The 16,771-nt window shown below is 45.5% G+C and carries 19 protein-coding genes and 1 tRNA gene; 16 read left to right on the forward strand and 4 right to left on the reverse strand.

Going from position 1 to position 16,771, the window contains the following annotated elements; genetic code table 11:
- The first annotated feature begins 68 nt into the window (after window positions 1-68).
- Together R2J37_RS04550 and R2J37_RS04555 are read left to right on the forward strand one after the other, a co-directional pair.
- Window positions 69-1,616 (forward strand): tetratricopeptide repeat protein, encoded by a 1,548-nt coding sequence (locus R2J37_RS04550; RefSeq protein WP_316266304.1) that lies wholly within the window; start codon window positions 69-71, stop codon window positions 1,614-1,616.
- Window positions 1,601-3,346, forward strand: coding sequence for a hypothetical protein (locus tag R2J37_RS04555; protein ID WP_316266305.1), 1,746 nt, complete (start codon window positions 1,601-1,603; stop codon window positions 3,344-3,346). Before R2J37_RS04550 ends, R2J37_RS04555 begins: the two co-directional genes overlap by 16 nt.
- 48 nt (window positions 3,347-3,394) lie before the next feature.
- Here R2J37_RS04555 and R2J37_RS04560 read toward each other — a convergent pair.
- A tRNA-Ala gene (locus tag R2J37_RS04560) sits at window positions 3,395-3,467 on the reverse strand.
- Window positions 3,468-3,640: 173 nt separating this feature from the next.
- Between R2J37_RS04560 and arcC the strand changes: the two genes are divergently transcribed.
- The 8 genes from arcC to R2J37_RS04600 all read left to right on the forward strand — a co-directional run bounded on the left by arcC (window position 3,641) and on the right by R2J37_RS04600 (window position 9,759).
- A complete protein-coding gene (gene arcC, locus R2J37_RS04565) occupies window positions 3,641-4,570 on the forward strand; it encodes a carbamate kinase (RefSeq protein ID WP_230106901.1) in 930 nt (309 codons plus the stop codon).
- 175 nt (window positions 4,571-4,745) lie between these two features.
- Window positions 4,746-5,522 carry an ABC transporter ATP-binding protein gene (locus R2J37_RS04570; RefSeq protein WP_230106900.1) on the forward strand — a complete coding sequence of 259 codons (777 nt, stop codon included), beginning with the start codon at window positions 4,746-4,748 and terminating at the stop codon, window positions 5,520-5,522.
- Window positions 5,523-6,740 (forward strand): ABC transporter permease, encoded by a 1,218-nt coding sequence (locus R2J37_RS04575; RefSeq protein ID WP_316266306.1) that lies wholly within the window; start codon window positions 5,523-5,525, stop codon window positions 6,738-6,740.
- A 45-nt stretch (window positions 6,741-6,785) separates the two neighbouring features.
- Window positions 6,786-7,040, forward strand: a complete 255-nt coding sequence (locus R2J37_RS04580) for a PRC-barrel domain-containing protein (RefSeq protein WP_230106898.1) — start codon at window positions 6,786-6,788, stop codon at window positions 7,038-7,040.
- 69 nt (window positions 7,041-7,109) lie between these two features.
- Window positions 7,110-7,571 carry a transcriptional regulator NrdR gene (nrdR, locus tag R2J37_RS04585; protein ID WP_230106897.1) on the forward strand — a complete coding sequence of 154 codons (462 nt, stop codon included), beginning with the start codon at window positions 7,110-7,112 and terminating at the stop codon, window positions 7,569-7,571.
- Between the two features lie 114 nt (window positions 7,572-7,685).
- Window positions 7,686-8,420: a tRNA pseudouridine(38-40) synthase TruA gene (gene truA, locus R2J37_RS04590; RefSeq protein ID WP_230106896.1), complete on the forward strand. Its 735-nt coding sequence runs from the start codon at window positions 7,686-7,688 to the stop codon at window positions 8,418-8,420.
- A gap of 44 nt (window positions 8,421-8,464) precedes the next feature.
- Window positions 8,465-9,217 (forward strand): exodeoxyribonuclease III, encoded by a 753-nt coding sequence (gene xth / locus R2J37_RS04595; RefSeq protein ID WP_316266307.1) that lies wholly within the window; start codon window positions 8,465-8,467, stop codon window positions 9,215-9,217.
- A gap of 2 nt (window positions 9,218-9,219) precedes the next feature.
- Window positions 9,220-9,759, forward strand: coding sequence for an isochorismatase family protein (locus tag R2J37_RS04600; protein ID WP_316266308.1), 540 nt, complete (start codon window positions 9,220-9,222; stop codon window positions 9,757-9,759).
- A gap of 25 nt (window positions 9,760-9,784) precedes the next feature.
- Here the strand turns inward: R2J37_RS04600 and ymfI are convergent, their stop codons facing one another.
- The gene (gene ymfI / locus R2J37_RS04605; RefSeq protein ID WP_316266309.1) at window positions 9,785-10,537 is read right to left on the reverse strand and encodes an elongation factor P 5-aminopentanone reductase; all 753 of its coding nucleotides are present in this window, start codon (window positions 10,535-10,537) and stop codon (window positions 9,785-9,787) included.
- Window positions 10,538-10,725: 188 nt separating this feature from the next.
- On the opposite strand from ymfI, the gene R2J37_RS04610 reads away from it, so the two are divergent.
- Both R2J37_RS04610 and R2J37_RS04615 read left to right on the forward strand, forming a co-directional pair.
- Window positions 10,726-11,262: an HD domain-containing protein gene (locus tag R2J37_RS04610; protein WP_230107544.1), complete on the forward strand. Its 537-nt coding sequence runs from the start codon at window positions 10,726-10,728 to the stop codon at window positions 11,260-11,262.
- Between the two features lie 107 nt (window positions 11,263-11,369).
- Complete coding sequence (locus R2J37_RS04615; RefSeq protein ID WP_316266310.1) at window positions 11,370-12,068, forward strand: MFS transporter; 699 nt, start codon at window positions 11,370-11,372, stop codon at window positions 12,066-12,068.
- Here R2J37_RS04615 and R2J37_RS04620 read toward each other — a convergent pair.
- The gene (locus tag R2J37_RS04620) at window positions 12,043-12,501 is read right to left on the reverse strand and encodes a GNAT family N-acetyltransferase (protein WP_316266311.1); all 459 of its coding nucleotides are present in this window, start codon (window positions 12,499-12,501) and stop codon (window positions 12,043-12,045) included. The two genes, R2J37_RS04615 and R2J37_RS04620, sit on opposite strands and share 26 nt — an antisense overlap.
- A 183-nt stretch (window positions 12,502-12,684) precedes the next feature.
- Between R2J37_RS04620 and moaA the strand changes: the two genes are divergently transcribed.
- Together moaA and R2J37_RS04630 are read left to right on the forward strand one after the other, a co-directional pair.
- Entirely contained in the window at window positions 12,685-13,701 is a 1,017-nt protein-coding gene (gene moaA / locus R2J37_RS04625; RefSeq protein ID WP_316266312.1) for a GTP 3',8-cyclase MoaA, read from the forward strand.
- A gap of 6 nt (window positions 13,702-13,707) precedes the next feature.
- Window positions 13,708-14,166: an MOSC domain-containing protein gene (locus R2J37_RS04630; protein ID WP_230106880.1), complete on the forward strand. Its 459-nt coding sequence runs from the start codon at window positions 13,708-13,710 to the stop codon at window positions 14,164-14,166.
- A 25-nt stretch (window positions 14,167-14,191) separates the two neighbouring features.
- Here the strand turns inward: R2J37_RS04630 and R2J37_RS04635 are convergent, their stop codons facing one another.
- On the reverse strand, window positions 14,192-14,800 hold the full coding sequence (locus tag R2J37_RS04635; protein WP_316266313.1) for a Type 1 glutamine amidotransferase-like domain-containing protein: 609 nt from the start codon (window positions 14,798-14,800) through the stop codon (window positions 14,192-14,194).
- 158 nt (window positions 14,801-14,958) lie between these two features.
- On the opposite strand from R2J37_RS04635, the gene R2J37_RS04640 reads away from it, so the two are divergent.
- Entirely contained in the window at window positions 14,959-15,885 is a 927-nt protein-coding gene (locus R2J37_RS04640) for a DUF1848 domain-containing protein (RefSeq protein ID WP_256193339.1), read from the forward strand.
- Between the two features lie 26 nt (window positions 15,886-15,911).
- Complete coding sequence (locus tag R2J37_RS04645; protein ID WP_230106877.1) at window positions 15,912-16,715, forward strand: protein-ADP-ribose hydrolase; 804 nt, start codon at window positions 15,912-15,914, stop codon at window positions 16,713-16,715.
- Window positions 16,716-16,771 lie beyond the last annotated feature (56 nt).

Below are 16,771 nucleotides of genomic sequence, written 5' to 3' on the forward strand. Positions count from 1 at the left end.
AAATGCTTGCATCCGAACAACAAATAAGTTAACATATAATAAAAATTATGTAAATAGGAGGTGAACGGATGCAGGAACAGACAGAATATGAAGTGTGGAAGCTTGTGGAAAATCAGGGGCGGTGCTACGCCAGTACGGACTGCGTTGGGGGAGTGACCCTTGCAGCGTATTTGAAACACCACCCTGTTGTGCCACAGGAGCTTCTTCTTCGCTGGATGAAAGAGATTCCGAGAGAACTGGAGAAATTCCATCGATGCCGGGGGAATCCCTGTTTTCAGTATGTGAACCCTTTCAGCATTATTATCGGTTCCGAAGGAACGGTACATCTTCTTAATCTGGAAAGCGGAAAGCAAAAAGAGCTTTTGAAAAAGATGAGAAGGCGGGAAGTGCGGGAAAGTTTCCAGAGAGAAGATAACAAGCATTACCAAAGAATCAGTATGTCAGATGATATTTATAGTCTGGGAAGAACTTATCAGTATGTTTTTGCGGCAGCAGATACCGCGCCTCCCATATGCAGGAGGGACAGACGGAGACTTCAAAGGATCATTGCCGTATGTTTAAGTCAGGATCCCGGTCGGGAGACTGAAAGAAAATTCAAAAAACAGTATCATAATTTTCAAGAAATATCAGATCAATTTTCCAAAATACAAAGTGAGAATAAAAGAATATCAAAGAAAAAGCTGCTCTTTCCAATATTGGCAGCAGTGTTGCTGATCCTTTTTTTCGGCGTGGGGAGAAGTGTATTGGACGGCAAAGGCAGAATGAAAAAACAGCTGGAAAGAGAAGCGCAAAATCAGACAGAGGATCGGGAAAGTGAGAAACCGAGGCAGGTAGAAGATACTTTAGACAGACAGGAGGAGACAAAACTTAGATTTGACCTGGGATTTCTGTATTTTCTCGATCTGGAAGACTATGAAAAAAGCAGAGAAATTTTTGCCGGGGCAGCAAAGACGGAACCTCTCGGCGCATGCTATGAAAAACTTTCCGCCTATCTGGCTTCCGGGGAGGAAATGGAAGAAAAAGAGCTGGCAGATCTCCTGGGGCAGATAGAAGAGCAGATACCGGACAGGGAAGACTTTCGTTATTATTACAGTCTGCTTAGGGGATACAGGCATCTGACAGCAGAAAGTGCCAAAAGGCGGGTGATAGAGATCGGAACACATTGTCTGGAACTGGAAGGATGGAAGGAGAAAGACGAAGAAGGCCGGAAACAGAAAGAGATTTTAAGAGAGCTGGCAGCGGCGTATGAACAGACAGAGGAAATCGCGAATGCTGCCGGAGTATATGAAGAGCTTCTGGATATGGAGGAAAGTTCAGAGCAAAGGGAACAGATCTATGAAAAGCTGGTGCTTCTATATGAAAAGAACAACGATCAGGAAAAAGCGTGGGAGGTCTGCAGTCAGGGCATAGAAGAGTTAAAGGATTCCGGGACGCTTCGGATACAGTTTATCCGTATGCAGTGTCAGAACAGCGGCACGGATCGGCAGATATGTGCGCAGACCATACAGAAATATCTGAAGGAGGTTCCCGGAATTGCTTCAGACGAAGAATTTAAGAAGCTGAAGGCAATCTATGATATAAAAGTGGAAGGAGAGAATGTATGGGTAGGAAGATAGCAGGGCAGCTTCTGGTACTTATTCTGCTTTTGGCGGTTTTGTACCGGCAGCAGGACATTTTTGCCCAGGATCCGGACAGCCGGGATGTCCGGGAGATTGGGGAGGAGCAGGAGAATGGGGAAGAGGAAGAAGGGGAGGAAGCCGAGCCGGATCCCCTTGTCCTCTACCGGGTAGAGTATGAGAAGCCGGAAGGAGAGACTTTGTATTATACGGCGCCTCCAACTGTAAAGATCACACATCCGGGGAAAAGAGGGGAGACAGTATTTTCTCTCCAGTCCGGAGACAGAAAAAAGGAAGGACGTCTGAAGGAAGGGGGAAGCGTTGCGGTGATCTCTCCGGAGGAATTTCAGGAAGGGACCAGTATTCTGGAAATATGGATGGAAGATGAAGGGAAAAAGATCCGGCATCAGCAAATTGAATTTAAAGTTGATACAACAGCACCAATAATGGCGGTGCAGCTTCCGGATACAGCCTGGCAGCAGTACGAAGCCTGTGCGAAGGTGACAGCAGAAGACGGAGCCTTGGGAAGTGGGGTAAAAAACATTGTATGCTATGTAAATGGACAGAAAACAGAAAATATTGATGGAGTAAATGCGGCAGAAGAGAAGGCGGAATTTCGGATCCGAGAGCATTCCAGCGGCGGCAAGGCAGTTGCTATCCGCATAGTGGCCTGGGATTATGCCGGAAATGCCGCAAGCTGGGAGGGCAGGGTCTTTATTGACCGTGCTTTCCCTATTGCTGAAATAAAGGGCGTGGCAGATTATACGGTTACGGGGAAGGATACAGAAGTTGTTTTTACGGTTTCCGATGATAATCTGTTAAAGACAGCAGATGTGCGTATTGTGAGAAGCGATCCGGAAGGAAAAGAAACATTAAGCAAAAACAAAGGCTGGTCTGACGAGAAAGGAAAGAAGGTTTATCGTCAGAAGCTGACAGAGGAAGGAAAATATCAGCTGGAACTTCAGGCAGAGGATATGGCGGGATTTGCAGCCGGGGCAAAGGCACAGATTGTCATTGACAAAAAGGCACCTGTAATCTCAAAAGTCAGTGAAATGGATGGAAGGTATCTTAAAGAATTTTGTTGGAATTATCCAGAGACAGAATATATACAGGACTTTACCAGTTGCTCCTGCACTATGACGGTAGATGGCAGATTTTATTTTCCGGGACAGTCTCTGACAAAAGAAGGCAGGCATCAGATGAAGGTAGAAGCCGTAGATCAGGCAGGTAACCGGTCGGAAGCGAGGGCTGATTTTACCATCGATCACACAGCTCCGGATATTTTGATCCGGGGAATCACAGACGGGAAATCGTATGAGACAGAAGCCAATGCCGATATTCGTATCCGAGGAGAGAAAGACTGGCTTACGGCAGTTAAGGTAAATGGAAAGAGAGAAGTGCTGGCGGAAAAGAGCCGGAGCCATTCTGTGAATGTGAGAGGTGCCGGTATTTACGAGATCGAAGTCCAGGCGGAAGATGAAGCGAAGAATCAGGCAGTGGAGACAGTGATGATCGAAATTGTGCCGGAAGAGACGGCGGTTCAAAAACTTTTAGGACCGGTTCAAAAGGCACTCGGACTGGAGAGGGAAGTATTTGGAAAGGATGAACAAAAGAAAGAAAAAGACAGCAGCAATGCAGCAGATCCGGTGACTTTTTTCCTTGCGCTGCCGGCAGCGGCAGGCATTGGAATCGGAGTAAGACATTTGCTAAGGAAAAAGAAGAAACTGTGAGAGTTGCGGTATGTGGAATATCAGCAAATAATAAAAGGCATCAAAAAATGGAGTATACGGGACTTGAACCCGTGACCTTCACACTGCCAGTGTGACGCGCTCCCAACTGCGCTAATACCCCATAAGAAAAGTATAGCATGACTGTGAGAAAAATCAAGGCTGAATGATTATGAAAATCTTACGGGAAAAAGGAATAGAAGTTGCAATTTTACATGAAAAATAATATAATTCTCTTATATTTCAACAGTTATTCCAACAGTGAAAAATACGTGGAAATTCAAAGGAGACACATATATGAAGAAACGAGTTGTAGTTGCCCTGGGACATCGGGCGCTGGGAACCACATTGCCAGAACAAAAAGAGGCGGTAAAGCATACTGCCAAAGCAATTGCCGGACTGGTGGAGGAAGGATATCAGGTTGCGATCACGCACAGCAATGCCCCGCAGGTGGGGATGATCCATACTGCAATGAACGAATTTGGAAAGGTGCATCAGGATTATACTCCGGCTCCAATGTCTGTCTGCTCAGCCATGAGCCAGGGGTATATTGGGTACGACTTACAAAATGCCATCCGGGAAGAGTTGTTGAACCGGGGGATTTATCGCACAGTCAGCACAATCCTTACACAGGTGATTGTTGATCCCTATGATGAAGCGTTCTATACTCCTACAAAAGTACTGGGGCGTTATATGACGAAAGAAGAAGCGGAAGAGGAGAAAAAGAAAGGAAACTATGTGGTGGAAGAGCCGGGCAAAGGTTTCCGCCGGGTCGTTTCAGCACCCAACCCGGTAAAGATCGTAGAGATTGATGCAATAAAAACATTAATTGATGCCGGACAGTTGGTCATTGCATGCGGCGGAGGCGGAATCCCTGTAATGCAGCTGGATCATCGTCTGAAAGGAGCAAGTGCCGTCATTGAAAAAGACCTGGCAGCAGGCAAGTTGGCAGAAGAGATTGACGCGGATGAGCTGATCATTCTCACAAGTGTAGAGAAAGTAAGAATTAATCTTGATACGCCAAATGAGTCAGAGATCGGATGCATTTCCGTGGCAGAAGCAAAACAATATATGGCAGAAGGGCATTTTGGCAAACATAATATGCTGCCGAAATTCCGGGCTTCTGTGGAATTTATTGAAAAGCGGGAAGGAAGGATCGCCCTGATTACTTCTCTGGAAAAACTGAAAGACGGACTGCGGGGAAGAACAGGAACGATCATAAAATAAGAGTACCTGGTTTGAGAAAATAAAAAACAAAAGAAAACACCCTGTCAGAATGCGGAAATTGCAGATGGCAGAGTGTTTTTTTATTAACAGAATACATTTTTCTATTGACAAATTTCTCGGGGGAGGGTATATACTTGTATTAAGTCAGTGACACAATAGAGGGAGGAGAGCAGACATGGTTGAGATTAAGAATCTGACAAAAATTTATAAGCTGAACAAGAAACAGATGGCGGAATCTCATACAAAAGATCCGTATAAAAGAGCGGTGGACGGTTTAAGTCTCACTGCAAAGCCGGGAGAAATATATGGTCTCCTGGGTCCGAATGGGGCAGGGAAAACGACAACCCTGCGTTGTATTTCAACGATCATTAAACCCACAGAGGGGCAGATTTATGTAGATGGGCATGAGGTTCAGGAGGAGCCGGAGGAGGTACAGAGGCGTATCGGTTTCCTGACAAGTGATATTAAACTGGACGAGCAGTTTGACCCGGATTATATGTTCCGGTTTTTCGGAAGACTCCATAAGGTGCCGGAAGACATGCTGGAAAAGAGAAGACAGGAACTTTTCTCTTATTTTGGAATTGAAGAGTTTGCTCATAAGAGGATCAAAGAGCTGTCCACCGGTATGAAACAGAAAGCTGCCATTGCAGTAAGTCTGGTACATGATCCGGATATCGTTATTTTTGACGAGCCTACAAACGGTCTTGATATTGTGACTGCCAGAGGCGTGACAGATTATCTGAAGAAATTGAAGGAAGAAGGAAAATTAGTGATCATTTCTACGCATATTATGTCAGAAGCAGAAAAGCTTTGTGACCGCATCGGCATGATCATTGATGGAAAGAAAGAAGCGGAGGGGACGCTTCATGAACTCCTTTCCTGCACGGGAGCCCATGATCTTGAAGACGCGTTCTTTCAATTGTATACAGCAGCAGGGAAGGGGGAGATGTAGATGAACGGCATAAAACAGATTTTCGGAAAAGAGATGGCGAGAATTTTTAAAGACCGGAAAATGGTATTTTCTGTCTTTCTGCTGCCGGTTCTTATCATGGTAGTGATTCTTACGATCATCAGTAATCTTGCAGAGAATATGGAAGAGGATCTGGAAGAACATCAGGAAATTGTCTATATTCAGAATCAGCCGGAAACTTTTCAGGTGTTTTTAGAGTCAGGCGAGTATGATTACGATCTGAAAGAGGTGAAAAATGACGGACAAAGAAAGCAGGCAGAAGATGAAATCCTGCAGGGAACGGCCGATCTAATTATTGAATTTCCGGAAAATTTTGATTCTGCGATCAGTCAGTACGAGTCGGGAGATGAGATTCCACAGATCAAGACTTACTATAATCCATCAGAAGATTATTCCGCACAGGCTTACCAGGAGATTTCAGGAGGAACTCTGGAAGCTTACCGTCAGGTGCTTCTGGCAGGAAGAATGGGAAATGCGGAGGCAACTATAGTATTCACCGTAAATTCAGACAATGACAGGATGGAAATACAGGATGAGGATAAAGCAAGCGGAAAAGCCCTTGGGCTGATGCTTCCTTACTTTATTACAATACTGCTGTTTGCAGGAGCTATGGGAATCGGTGCAGATATGATTGCCGGTGAAAAAGAGCGGGGAACTATGGCGAGCCTTTTGGTCGCTCCTATCAAGCGGACTTCTATTGTACTTGGAAAAGTATTTGCCCTTATGGTAATATCGGGGATTTCTTCCCTGATCTATGTAGCAGTAATGGTTATCTGCATGCCGCTGATGATGAGATCCATGACAGGAACAAGCGGCGGAAGCCTGAATCTGCAGATGGATGTGGAACAGACGGTTATGCTGGCTCTTCTCCTTGTTGCAATCGCATTTTTATATGCAGCTATTGTAGCGCTTATTTCCGTATTTGCGAAGACAACAAAAGAGGCAACCAGCTATATTACGCCGGTTTATATGCTTGTCCTTGTAATCGGACTTCTCACTATGTTCCAGACCGGAACGCCGGATCCTTCCAGGTATTACATTCCGATCTACAACAGTGCACTGGCGCTGCAGGGAATCCTGGCAAAAGACATTACGGTGATGCAGTATATAGTAACGCTGGCGGAAACACTGGTTGTAGGAGGAGTACTTACAGCTTGTATTGCCCGTGCCTTTAAAAGTGAAAAAGTGATGGCGCCTTAACACCTATTTGCCTTTTTTGCATAAAATAGCAGAAGAGGTGATAAAATGCGGCTTTGCGACTTTCAGCAAAAGGAAGTGATCAATGCATGCGACTGCAGAAAGTTAGGGTATGTGGCGGATCTTGTCTTTGATGAATGCAGCGGATGTATAGAATCCATTATTGTCCCCAAAGGGGGGAAATTGTGCGGATGGTTTGGAGACGGCGGGGAATATGTAATTCCGTTTTGCTGCATCCAGAAAATCGGTCCGGATATTATTCTGGTAGAAGTACATGAAGAAAAACACCACAGACAAAAGTAAAAAAATTGACAATTTCTATTCGGGGGTTATATACTGGAGATATAATCAGAAGAAAGGACGTAAGCCAAGATGAAATGCCCATATTGCAGCCATCCGGATACCAGAGTGATCGATTCCAGACCGGCGGAGGACGGAAATTCCATTCGCAGAAGACGTTCCTGCGACGTCTGCGGAAAACGGTTCACTACATATGAAAAAGTCGAAACGATCCCTCTGATCATCATTAAGAAGGATAATAACAGAGAGCAGTATAACCGCGGGAAAATAGAATCGGGAGTACTTCGTGCCTGCTATAAACGGCCGGTTTCAGCAGAAGAGATACAGAAATGTATCGATCACATTGAAACAGAAATTTTCAGCCTTGAGGAAAAAGAAATTCCCAGCAGCACGATTGGAGAGATCGTAATGGATGAGCTGAAAAAACTGGATGAAGTGGCCTATGTCAGATTCGCTTCCGTATATCGTGAATTTAAAGATGTCAACACATTCATGGATGAAATAAAGAAAATTCTGGATCGGGGAAATGCTTAAGAAATGAATTGCGTATCCCCGGGGAAAGTGATAAGATAAAAGAAGAAGCATGAAATGGCTTCTTCTTTTGTTATAAAAATTTCAATGGAAATTCAGATAGATTGGGTGAGTGATATGAGAAACTATAAGCTGACGATTGCCTATGACGGCAGCCGTTACCAGGGATGGCAGCGGCAGGCGACCACAGACAATACGATCCAGTATATCATAGAGTGGAGCCTTGGAAAAATTGTGGGATACCGGGTTCAGGTGGACGGATCCGGGAGGACAGACAGCGGCGTACACGCCAGAGGACAGGTGGCCAGTGTAAAGTTGTCAGGACTCTACGATCCGGAAGAATTGAAGGAATCTCTGAATCGCTATCTGCCGGAAGATATCCGTATCTTGAAAGTAGAGCTGGTGAAAAACAATTTCCACGCCCGAAAAAGCGCAAAGGGAAAAAAGTATGAATACTATATTGACTGCAGGGAGAAGCCGGATGTATTTTCCCGCAGATATTGTTATCATTATCCCGAAAAACTGGATATAGAGGCAATGAGAGATGCGACAAAATATCTGATCGGTGTCAAGAATTTTGTCAGTTTTACAGATAATAAAGATACAAATGATACCGTACGTAAAATTTATAATATCAAGATCGTACGTTCCGGAGAAAAGGTGCGGATTACCTACTATGGTTCGGGATTTTTGTATCATATGGTGCGGATCCTGACAGGAACGCTGCTGGAAGTGGGGACAGGCAGGAGAGATGCATCCAAGCTTCCGGTAGTGATCGCAGCGGAGGACAGAAGTCTTGCCGGATTCCTTGCTCCGGCCAGGGGATTGTTTTTAAGAAAAGTATATTATTAACTGCCGCCTGCCACAGGCAGATACGACAGAAGGGAGAACAAAAGATGAAATTTGTTTCATGGAATGTAAATGGGATCCGCGCGTGTGTGCAGAAAGGCTTCATGGATTTTTTTAAAGAAGCGGACGCAGATATTTTCTGTATACAGGAGACAAAAATGCAGGAGGGACAGCTTGTCCTTGAAACACCGGGATATCACCAGTATTGGAACTATGCGGTGAAGAAGGGGTATTCCGGCACAGCGGTATTTACCAGGGAGGAACCCATTTCTGTATCCTATGGAATCGGAATAGAAGAGCACGATCAGGAAGGCCGGGTAATCACTCTGGAGTTTCCTGACTACTATTTTATTACGGTATATACTCCCAATTCACAGAATGAGCTGGCCAGGCTGCCGTATCGGATGCATTGGGAAGAAGATTTCCTGGCTTATCTGAAGAAGCTGGAAGAGAAAAAGCCGGTTGTTTTCTGTGGAGATCTGAATGTGGCTCATAAGGAGATCGATCTGAAAAATCCTAAGACAAACCGAAAGAATGCAGGTTTTACTGACGAGGAGAGGGAGAAATTTACCGCCCTTCTGGATGCAGGATTCATTGATACCTTCCGTTATTTTTATCCGGATCAGGAGGGTATTTATTCCTGGTGGTCCTACCGGTTTAAAGCAAGAGAGAAGAATGCAGGGTGGCGCATTGACTATTTCTGTGTGTCTGCATGCCTGGAAAACCGTTTGAAAAGTGCGGAAATATTGACGGATATCATGGGCTCGGATCACTGCCCGGTTGTATTGGAGATGGAGTAGATATGAAAATAGAACGCGAACATACAGCAGCAATTGTAATTGATTACCAGGAAAAACTGGTTCCGGCAATGTCGGGAAAAGAAGGTCTCATCGAAAATTCATCGATCCTTCTTGCAGGACTTTGCACTTTGGATGTGCCTGTATTTCTGACCCAGCAGTATACCAGGGGGCTGGGTACGACTGTAAAGGAGATCAGGGAGGCTGCCCGGACAGAGGAATTTGTGGAGAAGATCCGCTTCAGCGCTTATGAAGATGTTCTAAAAGAATGTCCGTCCATACAGGAGAAGAAATATATTATCCTGTGCGGAATAGAGGCCCATATTTGTGTGCTGCAGACTTTGATCGATCTGCGCGCGCACGGATATATTCCGGTTCTTGTGACAGACTGCATTTCCAGCAGAAAAGATACAGACAAAGAGATGGCGATTCTGCGCGCACAGGAGGAAGGAGCTGTGCTGACAACATATGAAGCCCTGCTTTTTGAGCTTCTCGGTGCTGCAGGCACAGAGGAGAGTAAAAAGATCCAGAGGCTGGTAAAATAAAGAGAAGAAAAGGGAGGGTATATCATCAGATATACCCTCCGTCTATTCCTATGATCTGTCCGGTGAGATAATCGGGAGCTTGGGAAAGATCCCAGACAAGCCGGGCGACTTCTTCAGGGCGGCCGAATCTGCCGGAAGGGATATCTTCTTCCAGCGCCTGCCGTTCCCTGGCGTCCAACTGGCTGTTCATGGCAGTATCAATGACGCCGCATGCGACAGCGTTTACCTGAATGTTGCTGGGGGCCAGCTCTTTTGCCAGCGCCCGTGTCAGACCGTGCACTCCTGATTTGGAAGCGGAATAGGCAGCTTCGCAGGAAGCGCCGCTGGTTCCCCACATGGAAGAAATATTGATGATCCGACCCTGTTTTCTTGTTATCATAGGGGGAACGGCACTGCGGCAGCAATAAAATACAGAAGAAAGATTTGTGTTGATAATATCCTGCCACTGCTGATCAGTCATATCCGTGAGAAGCCCGATGTGGGCGATGCCGGCGTTGTTGATGAGAACATCCAGGCAGGGACATATCTGATAAATTGCATCAAAAATCTGCCGCACATCTTCGGGGTTCCCCACATCACCGGGGAGAATCGTGCAGCTTCCGGGAGTTTCGCTTTGGATCTTCTTTTCTACTTCCTGAAGCTCCAGGAAAGAGCGGCGGCAGTTGAGAAAAATATGCCATCCCATACGGGCAAAAAGAAGGGCGCATGCTCTTCCGATGCCGCGGGAAGCCCCGGTAATCAACACAAAATGTTCGGCAGAAGAAGTGTATGTTTTCATATGACAGCTCCTTTTTGAAAAAATCAGAAGGGCAGCAGAAGGATCTGCTGTCCAATATATAACATAGTAACACATTTTGACGGGAAATTCATCTGATTGCAGGTCATTTATGCGTTGCTATTTATCAGTACAGGTGCTATGATGTAGGCATGTAAAGTGGATTCAGAGGATGAAAAAGAGGTATGAATATGATAGAGCGGGCAATTCAATTTGCGACAAAGGCGCATGAGGGACAGCTAAGGAAAGGCACAAGACGTCCTTATATCGTCCATCCGATTGAAGTGGGAGAAATCGTGGCAGGAATGACGAAGGATGAAGAAATTATCAGCGCTGCAGTGCTGCATGATACCATAGAGGATTGTGAGGGGGTCACGGCAGATGTCCTGGCGCTGGAATTTTCCCCCAGAGTAGCCGGTATGGTGCTGGGGGAGAGCGAAGATAAATCAAAGACATGGATGGAAAGGAAAAGCGCAACCATCCATTCAATCGGACAGGCCCCAAGAGAGGTGCAGATGATCGCTCTGGCAGATAAACTGTCAAATATGAGAGACATTGACAGGGATTACCCTAAAGTCGGGGAAGACCTTTGGAACCGTTTTCGCATGAAAGATAAAAAGATGATCGGCTGGTATTACAAAGGAATAAGAGATGCGCTCCAGTCTGTGTTTGCGGAGGAAGCTGCATTTCAGGAATACTGTGCGTTGATTGAAAAGAATTTTGAATGATTTTAAGGGAACATGGCAGTGTGCAAAGAAGTGATGCGGTTTAGGCTGCGTCTTTCTTTGCGTATTGATGTGAAAGGCAAGATATGCCGGGAAGGGAGAGTATTTTTTTGAAACAGAACATAGTTACGAGAGACAGAATCCTGATTTTGATTTCGGGATTTTTTTATTTTGCAAGTCCTATGCTTGTGACGCCTCTTATTACAGGATTTTCGGAAAATTTGGGCGCAAGTGCGGCCTTGATGGGAGTGATCGGAGGACTCATGAATATTTGTTCCCTTTTTTGCCGCCCTTTTGTTGGAAATCTTACTGATAAAATCAGTAAATATAAGCTGTCTTTTATTGGTGCAGTATTAATGACAGCGGCCAGTGTGGGATACGCAGCCGCACAGTCGCCTCTTTTTATTGTGGCAGCCAGAATTGTAAATGGAATAGGTTTTTCCCTTTGCTCTGTCTGTATTTCCACCTGGATGTACACGCTGCTCCCGAAAGAAAAGATTGGTTCCGGAATGGGAATTTACGGCGCTATGAACGCACTGGCGATGGCGGCGGCTTTTATGGCGGGCGGTTATGGGATGATGTGTTCAGCCTGTCAGTCAAAGGCCATTCTTCTTGCCGGAGAAGGAAAAAGAGGGCTGGCAAACAGTACGTATTATATTGGACTGGATCTGGGAATGTCTCTTGGGCCTATGCTTGGAGGAGTGCTGTATGGAAAAGTGAGCATTCAGATGTTTTATCCGGTGCTTGCCCTGACGGTACCTCTGGGACTTGCTGTTTACCGGATCAATCGCCGAAGTCTTTCTCCATAAGATAATTTGTAAGTGAAACACCCATGCGCATCACCGTCTGCTCCTTTACCACGCGGTAACCACGTTTTTCAAAAAAAGGACGGGCGGTGATGGAAGCGTGGGTCGTAATAAGGGGTACCTGGACGGCAGATTCCAGAGCATCACAGATAGTGGAGGCAATGCCACGGCGCTGGAAATCTTTGTGGATATACAGTCTGTCCAGGTACCCCTTTTTATCTATGTCTCCGAATCCGATAATGGTACCGCCTTCAGCAGCCACAAATGTTTTATGCTCCAAAAGAGAAGTATTCCAGGCTTCGAAAGAAGCAGTGCCGCCTGTCCAGGCATCCAGCTGCTGCGGAGTATAGTCTTTGGCATTTACAGAGTGAACGGTATGATAAAACAATTCTAAAATTTCTTTTAAATCAGAAGGCTGATATTCTCTTAAAATCATGGATCAAATCTCCTTATCAATAAAAACGGTACCGGTGTACACTGACGCTGCTATTATATAGGCTTTGTTTTCTTTCTGCAAGGGAGGAAAGAAAAATGTGCCGGGATTCTGGAAAAATGAAAATTATGTGATAGAATGTCGTTAGGCAGGATGGCAAATTTTCAGAGGAAGGGAGGATGAAATATGCAGGATCAATATGGCAGAGAGATCAATTATTTGAGGATATCTATTACGGACAGATGCAATCTGCGCTGCCGGTACTGTATGCCGGAAGGAATTAAGACGGTTTCCATGGCTGAAATCCTCACTTATGAAGAAATTATAATGGTTGTTCAGTGTGCGGCCAGGCTGGGAATCCGGCACATTAAAGTGACAGGCGGCGAACCCCTCGTAAGAAAAGGCTGTGCCGGACTTATCAGACGTCTTAAGGAAGTTCCCGGTATTGAGACTGTGACGCTGACAACAAACGGGATCCTTCTTGCCGAACATCTGGAGGCTTTGAAAGAAGCCGGAGTGGACGGAATCAATATCAGCATGGACACAAGGGACAGAGAGCTTTTTCGCATGATCACCGGCGGCGGAGAGATAAAAACGGTGCTTCAGGCGGTGGAGAAAGCGCTGCATATCGGGGTGAAAGTTAAGATAAATGCAGTTTCTTTGGATTGGGAGAAAATGGCGGAAGAAGGCGGATTTCCAAAACCGGATCAGAGCGCCGGATGGATCGGGATGACAAAGCTTGCAAAAGAGATGCCGGTGGATGTACGTTTCATAGAAATGATGCCCATCGGCCTTGGAAAGAGTATCCAGTCCATGAGTCATAAGGAGCTGCTGGAGCAGATGAAGAAACGGTATCCCGATATGGAGGAAAGCCCCGGGGTTCACGGATGCGGCCCGGCCAGATATTATCATATTCCCGGATTTCTTGGAGATATCGGATTTATCAGTGCCATTCACGGGAAGTTTTGCCAGGATTGCAACAGGGTGAGGCTGACGGCACAGGGATATTTGAAAACCTGTCTTTGCTATGAAGACGGAATAGATCTGAAACATATTCTGCGCTCTTTGGATGAGGCGGCGTGCAGGGAAGAAAACATAGAAGAAGCAATCAGAAATGCGGTGTGGGAAAAGGCGTGTGCTCATTGCTTTGAGAAACCGTCAGATATGACAGAAGAAAATCCCATGTCATCAATAGGAGGATAACAGACAATGGAACAATTGAAGGGAACAGTAAAGGCAATCTGTATCAGTACGGTACGCGGCGTGGAAAAAAAGGCAGTCTCATCTGCCCGCTTTATAAAAGATTTTGGAATAGAAGGGGATGCCCATGCAGGAAAGTGGCACCGCCAGGTGAGCCTTTTGTCCTATGACCGGGTAAAAGAGTTTAATCAAAGAGGAGCGGGAGTAGAGGACGGAGCTTTTGGAGAAAATCTTGTAGTAGAAGGGCTGGATTTTGCGGCGCTTCCGGTAGGAACTATGCTCTACTGTGGCCCGGTGGAATTGAAGATCACTCAGATTGGAAAGGAATGCCATTCCCATTGCGCTATTTATCAGAGAATGGGTGAATGTATCATGCCTACCCAGGGAGTGTTTGCAGAAGTGATAAAAGGCGGAGAGCTTCGCCCGGGAGAAGAAATGCAGGCAAAGCTTCCGCAGCAGATCAGTTAAGTTCATTAAGAATACCAGGCAGAAATCAGAAGAGTGTTTCACGCTCACCTTCTATCAGCAAAGCCTGATGGTCAGTGAGAAGTTTTAAGTTTAAAGAGTGAGAGAACTCTTCTTCGATGTTCTGTGCTTCCTTTCCAAGAAAGGAACCTTTGTAGTGGGGAACCACATAGAAAGGAACAAGGCCAAGGCCGGAATGATCCGTTAACCGGGGAGCTGCTTCAGGTGCATCCATGGCGGCGGAATAGCCGATATCCGGCGAGGTGATAATAGCGCCGGCGGACTCTCCGATATACAGCTTTCCCTTTTCCACTTCACGGATCAGGAGTTTGTCTGTTCCGGTCCTTTTCATTTCCTGCAAAAGGAAGAAGGTATTTCCGCCGGAGACAAACAGAAAGTCACTTTCAGACAGAGTGCGGTCGATCACTTCATAGGGAGCAGAAGAAATTTCCAGCTTGACAGGGATCAGCCCCATATTGGACAAAGTAAGCATTTCAGCCTGGATCATATCGCCGCTGTTTTCGACAAGAGCGGCGGTGGGGATATAGGCAATGGTCTTTCCCTTTAGCTTTGGCTCTGCCTTTTTTAGAATATGAGTGACGTTTTGAAACAGGGATACAAGAAGTAATTTTTTCATACAGTCTCCTCTCTTTCTTTACTAAACCTATCATAGCGCAGGAAAAAAGGATATGCAAACTTTTGTTGGTCGGGGGAAAAGGGATGTGATATAATTTATATAAATTATGTACTTTTTAGTGGTTTGTTTACTTTTATCGGCAGAAAGTGAGAGGACATATGATTATCAGTGCAAGCAGAAGGACAGATATTCCGGCGCTGTATCCGCAGTGGTTTATGAACCGTTTGCTGGCGGAAGAAATTCTGGTGCCAAGTCCTTATAACAGAAAAAAAGTAAGCCGTATTCGTCTGTCTCCGCAGACAGTGGACTGCTTTGTGTTCTGGACCAAAAATCCGGAACCTATGCTGCCGTATCTGCGGATGATCGATCAGCTGGGATATTCCTATTACTTTGAAATGACAGTGACGGATTATGAAAAGGAGATTGAACCGGGACTGCCGACGACAGAGGACTCCATTGCCACCTTTATTCTGTTAAGTGAAAGGCTGGGGAAAAAGCGCGTGGATTTCCGCTTTGATCCTATTCTCCTGACAGAGAAATATTCGCTATCCTATCATATTGAAAAGTTTGATATGCTCTGTGAATGGCTTCACAAATATACTACGCGCTGTATTTTCAGTTTTGTGGATTCATATAAGGGATGTCCTTTTCAGGAAATGGAGGAGGAAGAGAAAATAGAAGTGGCGCAGGGACTTGCAAAAATAGCGGCGAAATACAATCTGCCATTATATACCTGTGCTGAAAAGATGAATCTGGAATCATTAGGAATCAGGCATGCCGCCTGCATTGACCGGAAGAAAGCGGAGGAAGTTGCAGGATATAAGCTGGACTTAAAGAAGGACAAGGGTCAGCGGCCGGAGTGCGGATGTTGTGAAAGTATTGATATAGGCATGTATGATACCTGCGTCCATGGATGCAGATACTGTTATGCGACGGCCAGTCTTTTCAGTGCGAAAAATAAAAAGAAGGAACATGATCCGGAATCTCCCATTTTAATAGGGAATCTCCGGGGAGATGAAACGATCACAGACCGGGAAATGAGATCCAGCCGCGACAATCAGCTGTCATTGTTTGATTTTATGTAGTAGGAAAAGAAAGGACAGGAAGAAGAATGACACATTCAGAAAAAGTATCATGGCTCATCCAACAGCTCATCAAAGAAAATCCAGGATATCATGCAGTCGGTGAACCCGTAGATGAGAGGGGAAAACGAAGGCTGCTAAGAAGTCTGATGAATGTCCGGTGGCCGAAGGAAGCGGATGAAGAAGTTCTGAAGATCCAGGATGAACTGCTTCAGGAGGAGCTTCAGGAAAAGGGTATTATTTATATAGAAGAGATTCCTGTTATTGCAAAGCTATACCCCTGCAGCAGCGTAAAAAACGGGGACCGTATTTCCCTTTGGCAGGGAGATATTACAAGGCTTGCGGCGGACGCCATAGTCAATGCGGCAAATTCACAGCTGCTGGGATGTTTTGTGCCCTGCCATGGCTGTATTGACAATGCTATTCACTCGGCAGCAGGTATTCAGCTTAGAAATGAATGCGCCAGGCTGATGGAAGAGCAGGGACACGATGAGCCCACCGGAAAAGCGAAGATCACTTTGGGATACAATCTTCCGGCAAAGCATGTGATCCATACGGTAGGACCGATCGTTGGGGTGAAAGTGACAAAACAGCAGGAAGAAGAGCTGAAATCCTGCTATCTTAGCTGCCTTCGGACTGCCGAAAAAAATCATCTTGATTCGATCGCGTTTTGCTGTATTTCTACCGGAGAGTTCCATTTTCCAAATAAATTGGCGGCGCAGATCGCAGTAGAGACAGTTGATAAATATTTATCCGGCTCTGGTATGAAAAGAGTAATATTTAACGTGTTTAAAGATGAGGATTTGCATATTTATCAGAAATTATTTCGATAAAAACGGATAAAGAGAACTGCTTCTTTCTGAAGTTCTTAAGAGTTTGTGAAAATTCG

Origin of the sequence: Claveliimonas bilis (genome assembly GCF_030296775.1) — a bacterium.
GTDB classification, from domain to species: Bacteria; Bacillota; Clostridia; order Lachnospirales; family Lachnospiraceae; genus Claveliimonas; species Claveliimonas bilis.

Coding starts and splice junctions, on each gene's coding strand:
- R2J37_RS04550 (WP_316266304.1), top strand. CDS start 69: ATGCAGGAACAGACAGAATATGAAGTGTGGAAGCTTGTGGAAAATCAG.
- R2J37_RS04555 (WP_316266305.1), top strand. CDS start 1,601: ATGGGTAGGAAGATAGCAGGGCAGCTTCTGGTACTTATTCTGCTTTTG.
- arcC (WP_230106901.1), top strand. CDS start 3,641: ATGAAGAAACGAGTTGTAGTTGCCCTGGGACATCGGGCGCTGGGAACC.
- R2J37_RS04570 (WP_230106900.1), top strand. CDS start 4,746: ATGGTTGAGATTAAGAATCTGACAAAAATTTATAAGCTGAACAAGAAA.
- R2J37_RS04575 (WP_316266306.1), top strand. CDS start 5,523: ATGAACGGCATAAAACAGATTTTCGGAAAAGAGATGGCGAGAATTTTT.
- R2J37_RS04580 (WP_230106898.1), top strand. CDS start 6,786: ATGCGGCTTTGCGACTTTCAGCAAAAGGAAGTGATCAATGCATGCGAC.
- nrdR (WP_230106897.1), top strand. CDS start 7,110: ATGAAATGCCCATATTGCAGCCATCCGGATACCAGAGTGATCGATTCC.
- truA (WP_230106896.1), top strand. CDS start 7,686: ATGAGAAACTATAAGCTGACGATTGCCTATGACGGCAGCCGTTACCAG.
- xth (WP_316266307.1), top strand. CDS start 8,465: ATGAAATTTGTTTCATGGAATGTAAATGGGATCCGCGCGTGTGTGCAG.
- R2J37_RS04600 (WP_316266308.1), top strand. CDS start 9,220: ATGAAAATAGAACGCGAACATACAGCAGCAATTGTAATTGATTACCAG.
- ymfI (WP_316266309.1), bottom strand. CDS start 10,537: ATGAAAACATACACTTCTTCTGCCGAACATTTTGTGTTGATTACCGGG.
- R2J37_RS04610 (WP_230107544.1), top strand. CDS start 10,726: ATGATAGAGCGGGCAATTCAATTTGCGACAAAGGCGCATGAGGGACAG.
- R2J37_RS04620 (WP_316266311.1), bottom strand. CDS start 12,501: ATGATTTTAAGAGAATATCAGCCTTCTGATTTAAAAGAAATTTTAGAA.
- moaA (WP_316266312.1), top strand. CDS start 12,685: ATGCAGGATCAATATGGCAGAGAGATCAATTATTTGAGGATATCTATT.
- R2J37_RS04630 (WP_230106880.1), top strand. CDS start 13,708: ATGGAACAATTGAAGGGAACAGTAAAGGCAATCTGTATCAGTACGGTA.
- R2J37_RS04635 (WP_316266313.1), bottom strand. CDS start 14,800: ATGAAAAAATTACTTCTTGTATCCCTGTTTCAAAACGTCACTCATATT.
- R2J37_RS04640 (WP_256193339.1), top strand. CDS start 14,959: ATGATTATCAGTGCAAGCAGAAGGACAGATATTCCGGCGCTGTATCCG.
- R2J37_RS04645 (WP_230106877.1), top strand. CDS start 15,912: ATGACACATTCAGAAAAAGTATCATGGCTCATCCAACAGCTCATCAAA.